16 protein-coding genes are annotated in these 18178 nt (G+C 48.9%); 2 read left to right on the top strand and 14 right to left on the bottom strand.

Going from position 1 to position 18178, the window contains the following annotated elements; all coding sequences use genetic code 11:
• Window positions 1-78: 78 nt before the first annotated feature.
• The 10 genes from DS731_RS10900 to DS731_RS10855 all read right to left on the bottom strand — a co-directional run bounded on the left by DS731_RS10900 (window position 79) and on the right by DS731_RS10855 (window position 11307).
• The gene (locus DS731_RS10900) at window positions 79-306 is read right to left on the bottom strand and encodes a DUF2835 family protein (protein WP_119501356.1); all 228 of its coding nucleotides are present in this window, start codon (window positions 304-306) and stop codon (window positions 79-81) included.
• Window positions 299-2893, bottom strand: a complete 2595-nt coding sequence (gene pepN, locus DS731_RS10895) for an aminopeptidase N (RefSeq protein WP_119501355.1) — start codon at window positions 2891-2893, stop codon at window positions 299-301. The genes DS731_RS10900 and pepN overlap by 8 nt, the downstream gene beginning before the upstream one ends.
• Window positions 2894-2915: 22 nt before the next feature.
• Window positions 2916-4391 (bottom strand): Na+/H+ antiporter NhaC, encoded by a 1476-nt coding sequence (gene nhaC, locus DS731_RS10890; protein WP_119501354.1) that lies wholly within the window; start codon window positions 4389-4391, stop codon window positions 2916-2918.
• 14 nt (window positions 4392-4405) lie between these two features.
• Window positions 4406-5740: a sodium-dependent transporter gene (locus tag DS731_RS10885; RefSeq protein WP_119501353.1), complete on the bottom strand. Its 1335-nt coding sequence runs from the start codon at window positions 5738-5740 to the stop codon at window positions 4406-4408.
• A 104-nt stretch (window positions 5741-5844) separates the two neighbouring features.
• Window positions 5845-7884: a carboxy terminal-processing peptidase gene (gene prc / locus DS731_RS10880; RefSeq protein WP_119501352.1), complete on the bottom strand. Its 2040-nt coding sequence runs from the start codon at window positions 7882-7884 to the stop codon at window positions 5845-5847.
• Between the two features lies 1 nt (window position 7885).
• Window positions 7886-8545: an RNA chaperone ProQ gene (gene proQ / locus DS731_RS10875; RefSeq protein WP_119501351.1), complete on the bottom strand. Its 660-nt coding sequence runs from the start codon at window positions 8543-8545 to the stop codon at window positions 7886-7888.
• A 17-nt stretch (window positions 8546-8562) separates the two neighbouring features.
• The gene (locus tag DS731_RS10870) at window positions 8563-8853 is read right to left on the bottom strand and encodes a hypothetical protein (RefSeq protein WP_119501350.1); all 291 of its coding nucleotides are present in this window, start codon (window positions 8851-8853) and stop codon (window positions 8563-8565) included.
• Window positions 8850-9326 (bottom strand): GAF domain-containing protein, encoded by a 477-nt coding sequence (locus DS731_RS10865; protein WP_119501349.1) that lies wholly within the window; start codon window positions 9324-9326, stop codon window positions 8850-8852. Before DS731_RS10865 ends, DS731_RS10870 begins: the two co-directional genes overlap by 4 nt.
• Window positions 9319-10008 (bottom strand): SIMPL domain-containing protein, encoded by a 690-nt coding sequence (locus tag DS731_RS10860; protein ID WP_119501348.1) that lies wholly within the window; start codon window positions 10006-10008, stop codon window positions 9319-9321. Before DS731_RS10860 ends, DS731_RS10865 begins: the two co-directional genes overlap by 8 nt.
• A 69-nt stretch (window positions 10009-10077) precedes the next feature.
• Window positions 10078-11307 (bottom strand): nucleoside recognition domain-containing protein, encoded by a 1230-nt coding sequence (locus DS731_RS10855; protein ID WP_119501347.1) that lies wholly within the window; start codon window positions 11305-11307, stop codon window positions 10078-10080.
• A 242-nt stretch (window positions 11308-11549) separates the two neighbouring features.
• Here DS731_RS10855 and DS731_RS10850 point away from each other — a divergent pair, with 242 nt between their 5' ends.
• Entirely contained in the window at window positions 11550-12176 is a 627-nt protein-coding gene (locus DS731_RS10850; RefSeq protein WP_119501346.1) for a hypothetical protein, read from the top strand.
• Window positions 12173-12910 (top strand): DUF3307 domain-containing protein, encoded by a 738-nt coding sequence (locus tag DS731_RS10845; RefSeq protein ID WP_119501345.1) that lies wholly within the window; start codon window positions 12173-12175, stop codon window positions 12908-12910. Before DS731_RS10850 ends, DS731_RS10845 begins: the two co-directional genes overlap by 4 nt.
• A gap of 27 nt (window positions 12911-12937) precedes the next feature.
• Here the strand turns inward: DS731_RS10845 and DS731_RS10840 are convergent, their stop codons facing one another.
• The 4 genes from DS731_RS10840 to DS731_RS10825 form a co-directional block, all read right to left on the bottom strand.
• Window positions 12938-14059 carry a pyridoxal-phosphate-dependent aminotransferase family protein gene (locus DS731_RS10840; protein WP_232373526.1) on the bottom strand — a complete coding sequence of 374 codons (1122 nt, stop codon included), beginning with the start codon at window positions 14057-14059 and terminating at the stop codon, window positions 12938-12940.
• Window positions 14060-14543: 484 nt separating this feature from the next.
• On the bottom strand, window positions 14544-15404 hold the full coding sequence (locus DS731_RS10835; RefSeq protein WP_119501344.1) for an acyl-CoA thioesterase: 861 nt from the start codon (window positions 15402-15404) through the stop codon (window positions 14544-14546).
• Entirely contained in the window at window positions 15397-17253 is a 1857-nt protein-coding gene (locus DS731_RS10830; protein ID WP_119501343.1) for a protein kinase domain-containing protein, read from the bottom strand. The genes DS731_RS10835 and DS731_RS10830 overlap by 8 nt, the downstream gene beginning before the upstream one ends.
• A complete protein-coding gene (locus DS731_RS10825; RefSeq protein ID WP_119501342.1) occupies window positions 17250-18107 on the bottom strand; it encodes a 23S rRNA (adenine(2030)-N(6))-methyltransferase RlmJ in 858 nt (285 codons plus the stop codon). The genes DS731_RS10830 and DS731_RS10825 overlap by 4 nt, the downstream gene beginning before the upstream one ends.
• Window positions 18108-18178: the final 71 nt, after the last annotated feature.

Below are 18178 nucleotides of genomic sequence, written 5' to 3'. Positions count from 1 at the left end.
GTTAACACTAGTAATAACATTTTTCCTTTCAACTAGTTATTGAACAAAAGTGGCAAAATCGCCAGTTTTTAGCTGAAATTATCTTAATCGCTCGAAGGATTTTATTTTATTTTCGGGGCTGACGAGGAGCCGAAACCGGCCGGTAAGACCGCGGCTGTCAACGAAGGGACGAAGCCGGCTTACAGGTATTTGTACCCTTTTGCCGGATTCTGAAGTGAGTACAGCAGAGGCGCCGGCGCTTTCATAAAGCGCCTGACACCGGCTGTAAGATAAGGAGAGAGTAAAAAAATAGGTAGTATCAGTCACGTTTTTCGTAGGCCAGACTCTTACTGACTTTTTCAAACACGTCTTTACTTAAACCTTCATGGTTCAGCAACCGTTGCAACTGGGCTTTCATGAGTTGCTGGTGCACCGGCGCATAATTTTGCCACTGTGTAAGTGGTGTAACGATGCGTGAAGCCACCTGAGGGTTCTGTTTATCAAGTTCAATCAGATAACTGGTTACGTATTCATAACCGCTGCCGTCTTCAGCGTGAAAACCGGTGGAATTGTAAAAAGCAAAACTACCGATAAGCGCACGCACCCGGTTCGGATTACCGATACTGAACTGAGGGTGCGACTTCAGCATGGTGATGTGTGCCAGAATATCTTCCCGCTCAGTGGTAGCGTGCAAAGCGAACCATTTGTCCAACACCAGAGGTTCTTTCTCCCAGCGCTGACCGAACCGGGTCATTAAGTCACTGAAGAGTTCCCTGTCACAGATTTGCGCAGCCTTTAACGATGCCAGAGCATCAGTCATATTGTCGGCACTGTCGTATTGTGCCCGTATAAGCGAAGTGCCATGAGATGTGCGGGCAAGATGGCCGAGTACTACATTCTTGCAACGGCGGGCATTCACATTACGCTGATCGTAGATGTAGTCCGTGGTTTCGATAGCCTGCCACACAGCAATCAGTCCGTCATGTAACGCGTCAGCAAACTGCTGGCAGAATGCTTCTCTGGCTGCACACAGTGCCTTAACGTTTATCTGGCTGCGGCTCTGACACAAGGTTTCAAAGCTGGGCACCGATAAACACTCGCCAAGCAGCTCATGATTAGCTTTTTCGTCATGTAACACTTCACGCAGATAATCCCAAACCGTATCGGGGATGGCTGCGCCCTGCTCTATTTCACCGATACACCAGTCGTAAAGCGACTGCATGGCATCCCAGCGATTAAACGGATCATCAGCAAAACGGAAAATTTGCAGTAATTCTCTGGCAGATAAAGGGTTATCTACCCGCACAGGCGCTGAGAAATTCCCCAGCACAACGGGTAAACAGGACTCAGGAACATCCGAAAAAGTCAGAGACACTGATGGCTTGTCCACGATCACCAGGCCATTCTGTACCAGGCTTTCATCATCGCTGTAGTGATGACCATTGTCGTCAATACATTCAAACGCCACAGGAATATACAGGGGCTGTTTTTCTGCCTGATCTGCCGTCGGCGGTGTGTGCTGTGACAGCGTAATGTGCAAAGTACGTTTCTGTTTGTCATAAACCCTTTCAACGGCCAGTACCGGTGTACCGGACTGACTGTACCAGCGGGCGAAATGACTGAGATCTTTTTCTGTTGCGGTCTGCATAGCCGCAACAAAATCGTCGCAGGTAACTGCCTGACCATCGTGACGCCGGAAATACTCATCCATGCCTCTGCGGAAGCCCTCAGGGCCGAGAAGCGTATGGAACATGCGGATCACTTCAGCACCTTTATCGTATACCGTCACTGTGTAGAAGTTATTCATTTCAATCACTTCATCAGGACGGATAGGATGGCTCATCGCACTGGCATCTTCAGCAAACTGATGTTCCCGCATCACACGTACATGCTTTATCCGGTTGCTTAGCGCTGAAGTCATGTCGGCGCTGAATTGCTGATCACGGAAAACAGTGAGACCTTCTTTCAGGCTCAGCTGGAACCAGTCGCGGCAGGTAACGCGGTTGCCGGTCCAGTTGTGGAAATACTCGTGGGCGATGACGGATTCTACGTTGAAAAAGTCGTCATCAGTGGCACTGTCCTGATCCGCCAGTACAAATTTGCTGTTGAAGATATTCAGGCCTTTGTTTTCCATGGCGCCCATATTGAAGAAATCCACGGCGACAATCATGTAGATATCGAGATCGTATTCCAGACCAAACGTGTCTTCGTCCCACTTCATAGCCCGTTTCAGAGATTCCAGAGCAAAATGACCCCGTTCACGCTTACCTTTATCCACATACAGCTCAAGCTTAACGTCGCGGCCGCTGGTGGTCCGGTAAGTGTCTTCCAGCAAATCAAAATCACCGGCAACTAACGCAAACAGATAGCTGGGTTTAGGATGAGGATCTTCCCAGGTAACCCAGTGAGTCCCGTCGGCTTCTTCCCCTGAATCCACAGGATTACCATTTGCCAGTAACGTGGGATATTGCTTTTTATCGCCGCTGACAGTGACGGTATATTTCGCCAGTACATCGGGGCGGTCAGTGAAATAAGTAATGCGGCGGAAGCCTTCTGCCTCGCACTGTGTACAAAATACGCCATCAGAAAGATACAGGCCTTCCAGTGCCTGATTGTTTTGCGGGTCTGTTTCTGTCTCGATGACCAGTTCAAAACTGTCAGGTACGTCTTTCAGTAGTAATCCGGCATCCTGTAAATCATAGGCGGTATAAGGCTGCCCGTTGACGCTTACAGAATGTAAAGTGAGTTTTTCGCCATCAAGGAACAGAGGTTCATTGTGATTCCCTGCTCTTTCTACTGTGGATTTCGTTGTAATACGTGTGGCGACCGGATGCAGTTTTACATCCATGATTACCCGTGAAATGGTAAAAAGCGGCGGCTGGTAGTCCAGCCGGCGTTTTGCATTGACGCTCATAAGTACTCCTTAAAAAAGAAAGTTATGCGCGCTCCCCGTCGTCCTCTTTGCGCTCGAAGGGAGGGTCCAGGCGAAGAATTTTGATGCCCAGATACGCATAAATAATCGCGAGGACAGGATTAATTACGTTAAAGAAAGTATAGAAGATGTATTCAAACGGATGCACCATTAATACGCCCTGCATATAAGCACCACAGGTGTTCCAGGGAATTAACGGTGAGGTCAGTGTGCCGCCGTCTTCAAGGCTGCGGGACAGGTTAAGCTGGTTCAGTCCGCGCTTTTCAAATTCCTGTTTGTACATACGGCCGGGCATAACAATCGACATATACTGATCAGCCGTTACCAGATTTGTACCCAGGCAGGTAAGAATCGTCCGGCTGATCATGTCACCGGCAGACTTCGCACCATGAAGAATTGCACTCACTGCCCGCTTAAGCAGGCCAACCCGCTCAAGTACGGCACCAAATGACATCGCGCAGATAATCAGCCAGATAGTATTCAGCATTGATGACATACCACCGCGGCTTAGCAGTGCATTTAAGTTTTCATCCGGCGTGGAAAAACTGACGCCGTCGAACAATGCAGTCCACACCACTTTCAGCGTACCGATGGCCGGAGAATCCTGCGCGTCCGCCATGCCGGCGACCACATCGCCCTGAAACACCACGGCCCAGATACCACCAAGCAGCGCACCGATGGATACCGCCGGAAATGCCGGCATTTTCTTCACCGCCAGCGTCAGTAACACGACCAGCGGAATGAGCAGATACCAGCCCAGAGAGAATGATTCACCCAGTAATGTCTGCATTTGCTCGATGCGCTCAAGAGAAGCTGCATCGGACTCACTGAAGCCAAGAATAACAAACAGGATTAAAGCAATAATAAAGCTGGGGATCGTTGTCCAGAGCATGTAGCGGATATGTTCAAATAAATCCGTGCCCGCCACTGCCGGTGCCAGATTCGTTGTTTCTGAAAGAGGTGAAATTTTATCGCCAAAATACGCGCCGGAAACAACAGCGCCTGCTGTAATTGCTGCCGACATATCCATTCCGGATGCCACCCCCATCAGGGCAACACCGACGGTGGCCGCTGTGGTCCACGAACTGCCGATACTCATTGCCACTACAGCACAAATCAGACAGCTTGCTGCATAGAAGAAAGACGGGTTAAGTAACTCAAGCCCGTAATAAATGAGTGTGGGAACGGTACCGGCCAGCATCCAGGTGCCGATCAGCGAGCCTACTGCCAGCAAAATCAGGCAGGCGCCCAGTGACATGGAGATCCCTTTAACGATGCCTGCTTCGATTTCCTTCCAGCTATGGCCATTTTTCATGCCGATGATAGCAGCAAGGCCGGTACCCAGTAACAGAGCAATCTGGTTAGGACCAAAAGATGAATTGTCGGAGAACAGATAAACCGCACTGCCCATCATAATGACCAGTGCAACAATAGGAATAAGCGCATCCGTCAGTGACGGGTCTTTAATCGTTTTATTCATTGTAGTTATTACTCTTATAAGACAGAACGGACGAACATCAGCAGGATGACTACCGGACAAACAAATTTCACATACCAGGGCCAGATTTTCCAGAACAGACTGTGTTCTGCATCAGCAAAACCTTCTTTCAGTTCCGCCAGAATTGCATCTCTGCGCCAGACCCATCCGGCAAACAGACACAATGCAAATCCGAGTAGAGGCTGACTGTACTGGGTAGTCGCAGCAATGACCAGGCCAAACAGACTTTCAAAATTAAGAATGATGATACAACTGGCAGCAAAAATCAGTGCAGCCATGATCCATACAGCACGGCTTCGGGGCTGTTTGCGGTTCTCAACCAGATAAGCAACAGGTACTTCCAGCATAGAAATTGAAGACGTCACAGAAGCAATAACCATCAGAGCAAAGAACGCCACGGACACCAGTACACCGACAGGGCCGATAGACTCAAACAGGGCCGGCAATACATTGAATATCAATTGGTCCCCGTCCATTAACGCACCGGTTTCAGTAAAAATTTCTACGCCATTATTCAGCGCCACATACATAGCGGGAATGATGAGCATACCGGCAATAATTGCTACACCGATATCAACCAGTGCAACCCATGCACCTATTGAGGGCAGATTTTCCTGCTTAGACAGATAAGAACCGTAAACCAGCATTGTACCGACCCCTAAAGACATAGAGAAAAAGGCCTGCCCCATGGCGCTGATTAATAAGTCCGGATCGAGAATGCGTGAGAAATCAGGTAAGAGATAGGCTGCCCAGCCTTCACCGGCCCCGGGTTGAAAGCTTACATAGACAATCAATGCCAGGATGATCACAACCAATGTCGGCATTAAACGCACTGACCATTTTTCGATACCTGACTTTACCCCGCCCAGTACAATAGAAGCGGTCAGTAACATAAACAGGCCGCAAAAAATCATATTGCGGCTGTCTGAGAACCCCATCAGCCAGGCTGAAGTCTCTTCAAGACCAGCGGTTTGCACAATGCCATCAGCGAAATAAGCCAGCATCCAGCCACCGACTATGCCGTAGAACGCCAGAATCATGGATACAGTGACACAGCCCCAGAGGCCGGTAAGCGTACCGGAAACATTACCTGAGATATTCGTCAGCGCGTCCACCATGTTCGCACGGTTAGAACGGCCAATAATGAGTTCAGCCATCAATACCGGGTAAGCCAGTACGAACGCTAAAAGAAGATAAACAAGTACAAATGCTGCGCCGCCGTTTGTGGCGACCTGCGTGGGAAAGCCCCAGATATTTCCGAGACCGACGGCGGAACCGGCAGCAGCCAGTATGAATCCGATCCGTGATGAAAATTCACCTCGCATTGCCATGGATGTATTCCCTTTATTATTGTTTTAATCGTTTGTTGTCGTGTGATTTTTATTATAGGTACAAAAAAGGGGCTGGCCCGGCACCAGCCCCTGTAGTATTTATTTTATTGTTGATGTATTGCGTATTTACCGGTGTCTAACATGTCGAAAGTGATGTTAGCCGCTTCATCCAGGAAAGGATCCAGCTCTTCAAGCTCATCCGGTAAATCGTCAAGCGATTCAACCGGCTCCTTGCCCATACGTGCCAGGCGCTCATTGGCCCGTTTCAGATCATTCTCGCGGGATTCTTCTTTCTTTGATTCCCGTTCTGATTTCACCAGTGACACATATTTTTTGTCTTTATTCTTTTTGTACTCGTCAATATCTTCGGCGAGATACATAAACTCAGGATCTTTCAATACCCGGGCATTGTGCTTGGCTGCCAGCACATCCAGTGCACTCTGACTGTCACCAAAAGTGGTGTAGTTTGCACGATCAATGCTGTCCCAGGGTAATGCATTTTCTTCCTGGCTTTCACCCCAGTCTGCCGGATCAATGGGCGACGGATACTTAATGTCCGGTACGACACCTTTGTGCTGGGTGCTGCCACCGTCGATACGGTAGAATTTCGCAATGGTAAACTGCACACTGCCCAGCGGGTTGTCATACAGGTCGTAAATCCGGCCAAGTCCGCGGTGCTGTTGAACGGTACCTTTACCAAAGGTTTGCTCACCCACAATCAAAGCACGGCTGTAATCCTGCATCGCAGCCGCAAAGATTTCAGATGCAGACGCACTGTAACGGTCAACCAGTACTGTTAACGGACCATCGTAAGTCACTACACCGTCAGTATCACGGTTAACACTCACCTTGCCTTCGCCATAGCGAATTTGTACTACCGGACCTTTTTCAATGAACAGTCCGGTGAGCAACGTCGCTTCTGTCAGCGAACCACCGCCGTTACCACGTAAATCCACAATGATGCCTTTGACGTCCTGAGCTTTCAGTGAATCCAGTTCTTTTTTCACGTCAGCATGCAGGTTGTTATAGAAACTGGGAATTGTGATAACGCCTAATTTCTCACCGGCATACGGGCCGGTTTCCGGCTCATAAACCTCAGATTTCGCGGCGCGGTCTTCCAGCTTGATTTTGTCACGGGTCAGACTGACCACAGACATGGCTTTGGTATCTGACGTGCCTTTTTGTACCTGTAAGCGTACGGTACTGCCTTTGGGTCCTTTAATGAGATCAACAACCTCATCCAGACGCCAGCCTACAACATCCACGAACTCTTCATCGTCCTGCGCCACACCAATAATTTTATCTTCCGGTTTCAGCGCATTGGATTTATCAGCAGGACCGCCCGGTACAATACTTTTGATTACGGTGAAGTCATCTTCAGCTTGCAGTACAGCACCAATGCCTTCAAATGACAGGTTCATTTCCATCTGGAAACGGTCGGCATTTCGGGGAGACAGGTAACTGGTATGCGCTTCAACGCTGCGGGCAAAAGAGTTCATAACCGTCTGGAAAACGTCTTCACTCTCAGCTTGCTTCAGTCGCTTAATGGCACGGGTATAACGCTTGGTCAGTAAGTCTTTTGCTTCTTCCCAGGTTTTATCCGCCATAATCAGATTAAGCGCATCGTATTTAACCCGCTGACGCCACAATTCATCCAGCTCTGCTTCTGTGGTTGGCCATGCTGCGTCTTCACGATCGTAGTAGAATTTGTCGTCAGCTTTTTCAAAATTGAAAGGCTTGTCTAACAGGCTTAACGCAAACTCAAAGCGCTCAACACGACGTTTTGCACTTTGATTATACATATCATAAGCGATAGACAAGTTGCCGCGACTTAACGCTTCATCAAAAGAATCACGGTACTTTTCGAAACCATCCACATCTGACTTCAACAAAACCTGTTTGTTGTTATCGAGAGAGCGGAGAAAACGGTCGTAGATTTTTTCCGACAACGCGTCATCCAACGCAATTTCCTTGTAGTGCGCTCTGGTGAACAAAGCACTTACCCTTTTTGCAGCCACACTGTGTTGTGTTTCCTGCTGCAGAACGGGTAAATCTTCTACCTGTTCAGTGGTAGTAGTTGCACCGGCGCCAATGCCAACGGTTAAAAATGCACTGGCAATGGAAATGCGAAGGATTTCTTTCATATTACGACCTCTTGGAATTCGCCAAACGTAAAGCGTCTGCGTTGACTTTTACCACCATGCCCGAATCAAGTTGCACGTGAATACCGTCTTTAGCGACTTCAGTAATAACCGCATGCATCGGGGCTTTACCCAACTTCACTGTGACGGATGTGCCTGGCTGGCAATCGGCATCGGTAAGTTTGGCCGGTGGTGTTTTATTTGGTCTTTCAGAATTAAATTTAGTTCCCTTTTTCCCGCGCTGCTGAGGTTTTTCACCATTTTCGCTGCGTGGTTTGCGTTGGGGGGGACGCTTTTCGCCAGTGGTCTTTTGCTTCGCTTTGCGCTTTTCAGCCGCTTTCGCTTTGCTTTCATCCAACTGCTGCTTTGCGTGGTCAGCATGCTCTTTTTCAATTTGAGCATCCTGATTACCATCTAAGTCAACGCGGTGAGCGCCTTCTTTGATGCTGTGCAGGTAACGCCAGCTGTTGGTGTAATGTCTTAATGTTGAACGCAGTAAGGTTTTGCTAACCCGTTCTTCATTTTCTAAACGCTGAGCCAGATCCTGAAAAATGCCAATTTTCAGAGGCTGTGCTTCGCCCTCGGTGGAAAAACAGTTTGGAAAGGTTTCTGCCAAAAAGGCGATGACTTCTTTACTGTTTGAAAACTTCTCTGGTGATTCCATCTATACTTTACGTGTGGTTAATAATAATCTTCATTGTCAGCATCATCCCAAGTTGCCAGCGTGTGGTCAACCCAATCAAGCAATTCATCGTCGTCTATGTCCAATAAATTGCGTGTTTGATGCCATGTTTCCCAGGTATAGTGCAATAAACGCTCAAGCCAGTGCGTATCTGCATCTTCATCGGCTCTGTCGTAAATGCAATGCAGAATGAAATTTATCCGCTCTGCTGCCTCTTCGGGTTCGTCAAAATTGTCTTCCATGTCGGCCGGTGTTGCCAGCACAACATGGATATCAACATATTCTTTCATCGCTGAGAATCCAGTAAAGCCTCTGCCAGCGCTTCCAGACCGGCCTTATCTTCTTCGTCAAACCGGCTGTATTCGGGACTGTCGATGTCCAGTACGCCCAGTAATTTGCCGTTCAGTACCAGCGGAATAACGATCTCAGAATTGGATGCGGCGTCACAGGCAATGTGGCCTTCAAACGCGTGGACATCTTCTACCAGTTGAGTTTGCAGGCTTTGTGCCGCAGTGCCGCATACACCGCGGCCCACCGGAATGCGAATGCAGGCGGGCTGGCCCTGAAAAGGCCCGAGCACAAGTTGATCCTCTTTATATAAATAGAATCCGGCCCAGTTTACCTTTTCCATGCGGTTAAACATTAACGCGCTCAGGTTCGCCATGTTGGCGATGAGATCGCTCTCACCGCTCATTAAACCCTTCGCCTGCGTCAGTAAATCTTTGTAAAACTCGTTTTTCAACTTACCCTCAATCTCATTCATCTATCGCGAAGCTGACGTTCACCCGTGCTTCCACGACTTGTTCACCGGGCATGGCTGATGAAAAGCTGTCAGCCTTCGCGGACATTTCCATTCTCATCACCGGCATGGGGTAACTGTTGCCGCTCTCTGACACTGCAATTACCTTACCTGTTTTTACGCCCAGTTCTTCTGCTAACAGTCCGGCGCGTAATTTGGCGTCTTTAACTGCATTTATCAAGGCCTTTTCGTAAGCATTATTCTGCTCACTGGCAATAAACTGAAACCCTTGTATACGATCTATACCGCGGGATAAAGCGCCGTCAATGATACGGTCATAGTTATTTATATCCGTATCCGTTACCTGAATTTCTCTGCTGAGTACAAATCCCCGTTGTTCACGGCCCTGAGGAGTAGATTCGTAATACGGGTTTAAATTCACCTGCATGGACTGCACGTGCTTTTCTTCAATACCGTTGTCGAGCAGAAATTTAAGCACAGACTTCATGTCTGACTGCATCTGTGTATTCAGTTTTGACACAGTTTCGCCTTTTTCTTCCATCACAAATGTCAGCGTATAGGCATCGGGTACAACGGAGAAAGAGCCTTTGCCACTCACCTGAATAACCGGTTCCATGGCCTGGGCACTGGCCAGAACGGGCATCGCTGCGAAGATTACTGCGGCACTGATTTGTTTTAAATTCATTTCTGTCACCTTATTTAAATGTCAGACCTGATTATGCTTACGTCAACTGAACGGCAGGTGAACAAAGACTTAACCAAAAAACCAGTAACTGACTAAAATTGCAGCAAAAATTCCTGCAAAGTCTGCCGCCAGACAACATGCTACGGCATAACGGGAGTGCTTGATCCCCACGGCCCCGAGATAAACGGCAATAACGTAGAACGTGGTTTCTGTCGATCCCTGAAGGACCGAGGCCAGTCTGCCGGCGAAAGAGTCTGCGCCGTGATGTTGCATCGTTTCTATCATAAGTGCTCTGGCGCCGCTGCCACTGAGAGGTTTCATAATAGCGGTAGGTAAGCCGTCCACAAACCGGGGATCGCCGCCTGCAGCGGTCACCAGGTAGCCGATGCCGTTAACCACCATATCCATAATGCCACTGGCTCTCAGCATCCCAATAGCAACCAGCATGGCTAATAAAAACGGGATCAGCGAAACCGCCACATTAAAGCCTTTCTTAGCGCCGTCTATAAATAATTCATAGGTGTCGAGTTTTCGCCGCCAGCCGGTGACGAGTACCGCAACAATAAACGAGAACAACAAAAAGTTCGCCACAATGGCAGACTGCTCTGCCAGCTCTTTTGCTGCCAGATGGGAAAAATACACAATCACTGCACCCAGCAGACCAAAAATACCGGCCAGATACAAAACCACCACACGGTTAAACAGGTTCACCCTCTGCACCAGACAGGTAATGATGAGCCCCGCCATGGTAGAAGCGCTGGTTGCCAGTAAGATAGGAATAAATACGTCAGTAGGCTGTGCCGCGCCCTGCTCTGCCCGGTAGAGAAAAACCGCAATGGGAAACAATGTCACTGAAGACGTGTTCAGTACCAGAAACAGGATCTGACTGTTGGTGAGGGTTTCTTTATCTGTTGCCAGAGTTTGCATATCCTGCATCGCTTTTATGCCGAAAGGCGTAGCAGCGTTATCCAGCCCGAGTACGTTCGCCGACATATTCATGGTAATGCTGCCAAGTGCAGGATGATTGCGGGGAATATCGGGCATGATCCGGCACAGAAATGGTGCCAGTACCCTTGAAAACTTTTCTATCATGCCTGATTTTTCGGCAACTTCGAATATACCCAGCCAGAATGCCAGTACCCCTATCAGACCAATAGCGATATCCACGCTGAGTTGTGCCATGCTGGTGACAGATTGCATCACATCCTGAAAGCCACCCGGTGAGGCGCCAAAGAAGGCCTGCCAGACGGTGGCCAGAAAGGCGAGAACAATGAATGATAACCAAATACGATGCAGCATAATCCGTTATTTTCTCTGTTATTGTTATGCGTCGTAGTCTACCGGATTTATTTCTGCCCGCATGTTATTTATGACAAACGGAGAACTCTGTACGATAAAGCCGGTGATAGCATTTGGTATTCAGCGTCATTTCCAATGCAATATCCTGTCCTTGCAAAAGGAAAAGCAAGACTCAGGGCTTGCATATCAAAAAGCAAGGATTTAGTCTTGCTTAGTAACTCAATAACCAGGGATAACCCACTATGGCTGCGGTCCTTACCGGCGATCTGGTCAAATCCACCGCCTTAACGTCCTCTGATTACCAGCACACCATGTCGGCGCTCACCCGCCAGTGTGAGGCAATAAAAGCGCGTACAGGCTGTTTATTCGAAATATTCCGCGGCGACGGCTTTCAGTTTGTTTTCGAAAAACCGGTGGACGCCGTTACCGCCATGCTTGAACTCAAGCTCTATCTCAACAGTCAGATAGACGGGTTGCAGGTAAATTGCACCCAGGCGCTGGCAACGGGCAGTGATGCCGTGATAAAAGCCACGCCCGGTACATCTTCCGGCAAGGTATTTGTTGAATCAGGCCGCGCACTGGACGAAGCCCGCAGCGGAGAAATCGTTGTACGCACTCCGCTGGCAGAACAGCAAATAGCTACCGGTATCATCTGCACACAGTTAAGCTACATACTGAACCGGCTCAGTAAAAAACAGGCTGATTTGCTGTACCATTACATTCATCTGGGGTTTCCGTTACACCAGGTTCTGGCAGAACAACAGCAAACCTCACGGCAAAATATCAGCGAACGCTTAAAAGCGGCCGGCGGGGATTTACTGGAGCCATTTATCGATTATGTCACCAACTTAAAGGACGATGCCGGATGACACTCTTTCTGCTTTTGCTGAGCGCCCATTTTATCGGCGATTTTTACCTGCAACCGGCTAAATGGATCCAGTGCCGTCACGATAAAGGGTTGCAATCACCGTCACTGTTTCTTCATGCCGGTGTACATGCGGTCCTTGCCCTTGTGGCGCTGTGGCTGGCTGATGCGGGATTATGGCAGGGACTGGCAGCAGCCGGCGTCATTACTGTCAGTCATTTTCTCATCGACTGGGCGAAAGCAGGACACAAAAGTCATCTTGCCTTTGCACTGGACCAGCTTGCTCACTTTCTCGTTACTGCGCTGGTCGCCCTGTCATTCACCAAAATCGATATTGCTTCGCTGCTGACCAGTAAAAACATCTGGCTGACCCGTGAAAACCTGCTCTACCTCACCGGTTACATCATTATTTTTAAACCGGCCAGTATTCTTATCGGGCAACTGTTGTCACAACATGCTGAACAACTGAAGAAAACGCAGGGTGAAGAAGAAGGAAAAAGCCTGGGCAATGCCGGGCGCTGGATTGGTTATGTTGAAAGATTACTGGCGCTGTCTTTTATTCTTGTCGATGAATACACAGGGCTGGGTTTTCTGGTGGCAACTAAAACCGTGTTCCGCGTAGGTGATCTTTCCCGGGAGCGGGATATGAGACTGACAGAATACATGATGCTGGGCACGCTGATGAGTTTTGCCATAGCGCTGATAACGGGCTGGCTGGTACTGGCATTAAAACCCTGAGCCGGATATCCGGCTCAGTGATTCTTACTAGCGGATCGCCTTTTCAAGGCTGGCCAGACAATGGTCGATATTGCGATCTTTACACGCATATCCCATAAGACCGATACGCCAGACTTTTCCGGCCAGCGCACCAAGACCGGCACCGATTTCCAGATTAAAATCATTCAGCAACTGACTACGCACCTGTGCATCGTCCACACCGTCAGGAATAACAACAGCATTCAGCTGAGGCAACCGGTATGCCTCATCCACAGCCATAGACAGACCCAGTTTATCAAGACCAGCCACCAGCTTTGCATGACCCTGCTCATGGCGTTGCCATGCCTGCTCAAGACCTTCTTCTTTCAGCATTACCAGTGATTCGTGCAGGGCATAAATACTGTTAACCGGCGCGGTATGATGATAAGCCCGTTTGCCGCCCTGCCCCCAGTATCCGACGATAAGATTCATATCGAGGAACCAGCTCTGAACCGGCGTGGTACGGCCTTTGATAACGTCAACTGCACGGTCGCTGAAAGACACAGGAGATAAACCCGGCACGCAACTTAAACATTTTTGCGAACCGGAATAAATGGCATCTATGCCCCAGCCGTCCACATCAACTTCAATACCGCCCAGCGAGGTAACGGCATCCACAATGGTCAGGCAATCGTATTGCTGTGCCAGTTTACACAGGGCCTGAGCGTCGTTACGCACGCCGGTAGAGGTTTCTGCATGCACGAAAGCCAGAATTTTGGCATCAGGATGGGCTTTCAGTGCTGATTCTACTTTGTTGAGATCAGACTGATGTCCCCATTCATCTTCAACCTTAATGGCCTCACCACCACAGCGGACTACGTTCTCCACCATGCGGTTACCAAATACGCCATTAATGCAGACGATGACTTTATCGCCAGGTTCTACCAGGTTAACAAAGCAGGCTTCCATACCCGCCGACCCCGGTGCAGAAACCGGCATGGTCAGCGCATTGGTCGTTTTAAATGCAAATTGAAGTAACGCCTTTGTTTCATCCATAAGCTGAACAAACAGCGGATCAAGGTGCCCCAGGGTAGACCGGCACATCGCATTAAGTACACGGGGAGAAACATCAGAAGGACCAGGCCCCATTAAGGTACGCTCTGGCGGAATAAAAGTTGATGGTGTTGTCATAATCGTGCCTCAGACTGCAATTTAAATGTAAAACTATTGTGGCACTATCAACGCTTACGGACAATTGCACATTCCCGGTATAAATAAGATGAATGGCTATGGCGGTTAATCATTCACCGGGATTTAGATTTGTTTTGCTGAATAAAATGTGACCAACCTGTGGGTAATTTTTGTTCAACCTGGTGGCTGGTCAGAGCAGAAATAAGCTGTTGTTTTTTAAACAGGGATGGAACTGAGAATAAGTCTCTGATAATGTATCGATAAATTTTTTCAAAAATTTGTTTATAAAGTGAGCGGTTTTGTTCTATAGTTACGATCCGTTGTGAATAAGTTCACAAAACTTCTCCCTTGTAAAAGTTAGCGCACGGCTCAGCAATGAGCCATTCCCCTAGGCCCGGATGAAAATTCCGGGCATTTTTTATTCTGCGAAAAAAGTATTCACCTGCCAGTTACCGCCAAAGAATAGCCGGCACAGTTATTCACCCTACCGGTCAATTTTACGCATCAATCCTTCCTGCATGGTGGAAGCCACCAGCTCACCCTGGCGATTGAATATCTGGCCTTTCACAATGCCACGGGCATTACCGCTAAACGGGCTTTCTGCCACATATAACAGCCATTCATTAAAATTCACCGGTTTGTGGAACCACATAGCATGGTCAATAGTGGCAATACGCAATGCACGGTCGGCCATAGAGACACCGTGGGGTTGCAATGCTGTACTTAAAAAATGATAGTCAGACGCATAGGCCAGCGACGCCTGATTAATTTGTGCATCAGTGCCCATTTCTTCCTGCGCACGCAACCAGATATAACGTAGCGGATCACGTTTCTTTGCAGAAAATGAATTCACTGCGTCAACCGTACGGATATCAACCGGCTTATGATAACTCAGTGCTTCCTGCATCGGACGGGCAAGCTTTTCGTAATTGGCTTCATAGAAAGCGATATCGGGCGTGATATCCTGCGGCGGTGGTACGTCGGGCATGACGGCAAACTGATGCTCCATCCCGTCTTCGGGTAACTGAAAAGACGCCGTCATATAAAAAATATTTCGTCCTTCCTGAATGGCTTTCACCCGACGGGTACAGAAACTGCGACCGTCGCGGACAATTTCCACATCATACATGACCGGCTTTTTGGCATCGCCGGGTAACAGAAAATAGCTGTGGAATGAATGGGCAGTAAATCCGCCGTCTACGGTCTTGTAGGCCGCCGAGAGGGCCTGACCTAACACCTGACCACCAAACAGTGCACGAAATCCGAGATCCCAGCTTTGTGCGCGGTAGATCCCCTGCTCGATAGTCTCCAGCTCCATCAGTGAAGCGAGTTTAACTTCAGCCATGTGCGTTTATTGTCTCCATATTCGCTTGTTTCGGGTTACGGGGGTAATACTTTTCAGGCAACTGAGCACAATGCTCAAAGTAACGGGTATCTTTATACGGCAATTTCATAAAGCCGGAAATGCCTATCCCCCTGATATCAGGTACTGCCTGAACCAGCGCCGCCAGTAACGCAGTGAAGCGTTCCCGCTGACTGTGATCAAGCAGCGTATAGTAACTGTGGATTTTCAGATGCGCCGGCAATGCTTCAAATATCACGCATCCGGTATGGTGAATTGTGTTCAGTTCTTCCAGTACCGACATAATACTGGCTGGCAGACGTAATAGTTCATCCGGGTCATCACCGTCTTCAAAATAAGAGTGCGTCCGGCTGTTATCCTGCACAACAGGCGCTCTGGACAGCTCAAAAGGGATCACGCACTCACTGCCGGGAATAAAAGGCTCTGACTCATCCTGCCTTTCAATGTGCAGGGTGTCTTTGGCATTAAACAGACAGCACTTGAATATCCCTTTACGGTGGATAGCTCTTGCCAGCGTGATCACGTTGTTCACCGACTGTTCAAAGGAGACTTTCAGACTTTCATCGTACAGATTCAGACTTGAATCCACATAAATGCCGTCGGGCATCCAGCGGATTGCTATACCACCCACTACCGGAAAACGGCCCAGCCGGCTGACAGCAGAGATGAAACCTTTTTCAGTTTCCCCCATCCCCTGAAGATAGTTTTTGTAATAGCGGTCAAACTGAGCATCGTTGATGTATTTCAGTTCAGCATCATTCACCAGCGCCGCTTCACGGAGAAATGATTTACGGGAGCTGTACACTACCGTTTCAATGTCTTTCTCCTGCGGGGCGCACCAGCACGGGATCATGGCTTTGTATTCCGCCGGTTTATCTTCTGTGAATACCATGCTGCGAAGTACATGCAGGTGATTAAAGAAGTAATCACCGCCCTGACGTTGTTTAGCTAAATCATCACTCAGCATGTAATCTAAAATGTTTGCCAGCATTTTGGGTAAACCCAGCGACAGCGGCGTAATCACCTTGCGGCCATAACGGCTTGACTGACCTGAAGCCAGCGCATACAACGTGCTGGCAAGGCCCTGTTCGTCAAAACGCGGAGATGATAATGCCCCGTTCAGCTGTTCATCACCGATAAAGTACACATCACCCAGACGTGCATTCGTTTGCTGCATATCACCGGACATCAAATCCATCACATTGTTGCCGGTATGCTGACCATTTTCATCCAGCTGGGCAAACACTGATGAACCCCAGTCAATTAAACGGGCGGTTTCAGTGTCGTCTTCCCACACCAGATTCGATGGCTTAATGTCGCCGTGCACCACGGGACGGGGAGCGTGATTTACCTGATGACGGCGAAGCGCCAGCAGCACTTCCCCCATCTGTACCGCCAGACGCACTATCAACCGTGGCGGTAACATACCTTTTCGTAAACTCACCTGTTCCATATCGGCACCGGCAGCACGCTGCATGACCAGAATGGCCTGTTTACCTATTTGCTGGAATTCACATAATGCGGGAACCAGAGGATGCTTGATCTGCGCCAGCATGAAGGCTTCTTCCTCCAGCCGGTCCTGAACATGCTGTGGCAGGTTGATCCGTGAGAATTTGAAAACACGATGCTCACCGCCGGGTGACACGCCGGCGAATACAAAGCCGAATGCACCTTTACCGATCAGTCCCGTTTGCGTGTAACCCAGTTGCCGTAGCTGCTGATTACATAACTCAACCCAGTTCCTGAGCTTGACGGCATCTTTATGTGCCAGAAGATAGACAGACTGATCTTCCGGAATATAAAAATGTTTAAGCCCGCGGGGTTGTGTCAATCGTCAGCTTCCTGTTTAAGCCAGGTCACACTGGCATGACTGTCAGCGCCGAGGTGAGAACACACTTCATCCAGCGCTTCACGGAGTTGTTCATCCAGTTGCCAGGGAGGATTCATCACCAGTACGCCGGAACCGTACATACCGGTATCGTCATCGGGCGACGCTACATGCAGTTCTGCCACAAAAGCGGTTTTTGCAATGTCTTTTAAGTCATCGACCATGTTCTCGCTGGCACCGGACTTTTTACCCGCCCGTGCCGATAACAACGGATACCACAGAACAACCTGCGCATTCTGCCAGCGACGGAACAGTTTAGTTACCGTGCGTGTAACATCCGCATATTCTTCAAAGCGTTCATAAGGTGGATCAATAAGCACCGCACCACGGTTAGGGTTCGGCGGCGTCATCGCTATCAGTCCTTCCAGCCCGTCACGGTGATGCACATGGGCATTACCGGCACCCACGCCTCTGATAACCTCAGACAAAATCCCCGCCTCTGCCGGATGCAGTTCCATAAGGTGCGCGGTATCCTGCAAACGTAAGCCTCTGGCAGCAATGAGCGGCGACCCCGGATACTGTTGTTGTTGCCAGTAAACGTTCATGGCACTTAAGTAAGATGCAAGCAACGGCGATGTTGCACTGACACCGGACAACGGGTCAAAACCAGACTCAAACTCACGGTTTTTCTGAGTTTGCTCACTGTTCAAAGGGTAGCAACCGGCCCCGGCATGGGTATCGAAAAGCGTGAAAGGCTTCTCTTTTTTCTTCAGGTATTGAATGACACCGGTCCAGCACAAATGTTTGATCACATCCGCATGGTTACCGGCATGAAAGGCATGTTTATAACTTAACACAAACAATCCGTTCCGCATGAATTAAGAACGTTATTGTAACACGTTATTTTGCAGAGAAAGAGCCATAAGCC

This window comes from Alteromonas sp. RKMC-009 (genome assembly GCF_003584565.2).
GTDB lineage: Bacteria > Pseudomonadota > Gammaproteobacteria > Enterobacterales > Alteromonadaceae > Alteromonas.
Note: the sequence above shows the minus strand (reverse complement) of the source record. Positions and strands in the feature narration are given on the sequence as shown.

What these genes read in the sequence shown, in the direction of transcription:
- pepN (WP_119501355.1), bottom strand. Translation starts at nt 2,893, where the DNA reads ATGAGCGTCAATGCAAAACGCCGGCTGGACTACCAGCCGCCGCTTTTT.
- nhaC (WP_119501354.1), bottom strand. Translation starts at nt 4,391, where the DNA reads ATGAATAAAACGATTAAAGACCCGTCACTGACGGATGCGCTTATTCCT.
- DS731_RS10885 (WP_119501353.1), bottom strand. Translation starts at nt 5,740, where the DNA reads ATGGCAATGCGAGGTGAATTTTCATCACGGATCGGATTCATACTGGCT.
- prc (WP_119501352.1), bottom strand. Translation starts at nt 7,884, where the DNA reads ATGAAAGAAATCCTTCGCATTTCCATTGCCAGTGCATTTTTAACCGTT.
- proQ (WP_119501351.1), bottom strand. Translation starts at nt 8,545, where the DNA reads ATGGAATCACCAGAGAAGTTTTCAAACAGTAAAGAAGTCATCGCCTTT.
- DS731_RS10870 (WP_119501350.1), bottom strand. Translation starts at nt 8,853, where the DNA reads ATGAAAGAATATGTTGATATCCATGTTGTGCTGGCAACACCGGCCGAC.
- DS731_RS10865 (WP_119501349.1), bottom strand. Translation starts at nt 9,326, where the DNA reads ATGAATGAGATTGAGGGTAAGTTGAAAAACGAGTTTTACAAAGATTTA.
- DS731_RS10860 (WP_119501348.1), bottom strand. Translation starts at nt 10,008, where the DNA reads ATGAATTTAAAACAAATCAGTGCCGCAGTAATCTTCGCAGCGATGCCC.
- DS731_RS10855 (WP_119501347.1), bottom strand. Translation starts at nt 11,307, where the DNA reads ATGCTGCATCGTATTTGGTTATCATTCATTGTTCTCGCCTTTCTGGCC.
- DS731_RS10850 (WP_119501346.1), top strand. Translation starts at nt 11,550, where the DNA reads ATGGCTGCGGTCCTTACCGGCGATCTGGTCAAATCCACCGCCTTAACG.
- DS731_RS10845 (WP_119501345.1), top strand. Translation starts at nt 12,173, where the DNA reads ATGACACTCTTTCTGCTTTTGCTGAGCGCCCATTTTATCGGCGATTTT.
- DS731_RS10840 (WP_232373526.1), bottom strand. Translation starts at nt 14,059, where the DNA reads ATGACAACACCATCAACTTTTATTCCGCCAGAGCGTACCTTAATGGGG.
- DS731_RS10835 (WP_119501344.1), bottom strand. Translation starts at nt 15,404, where the DNA reads ATGGCTGAAGTTAAACTCGCTTCACTGATGGAGCTGGAGACTATCGAG.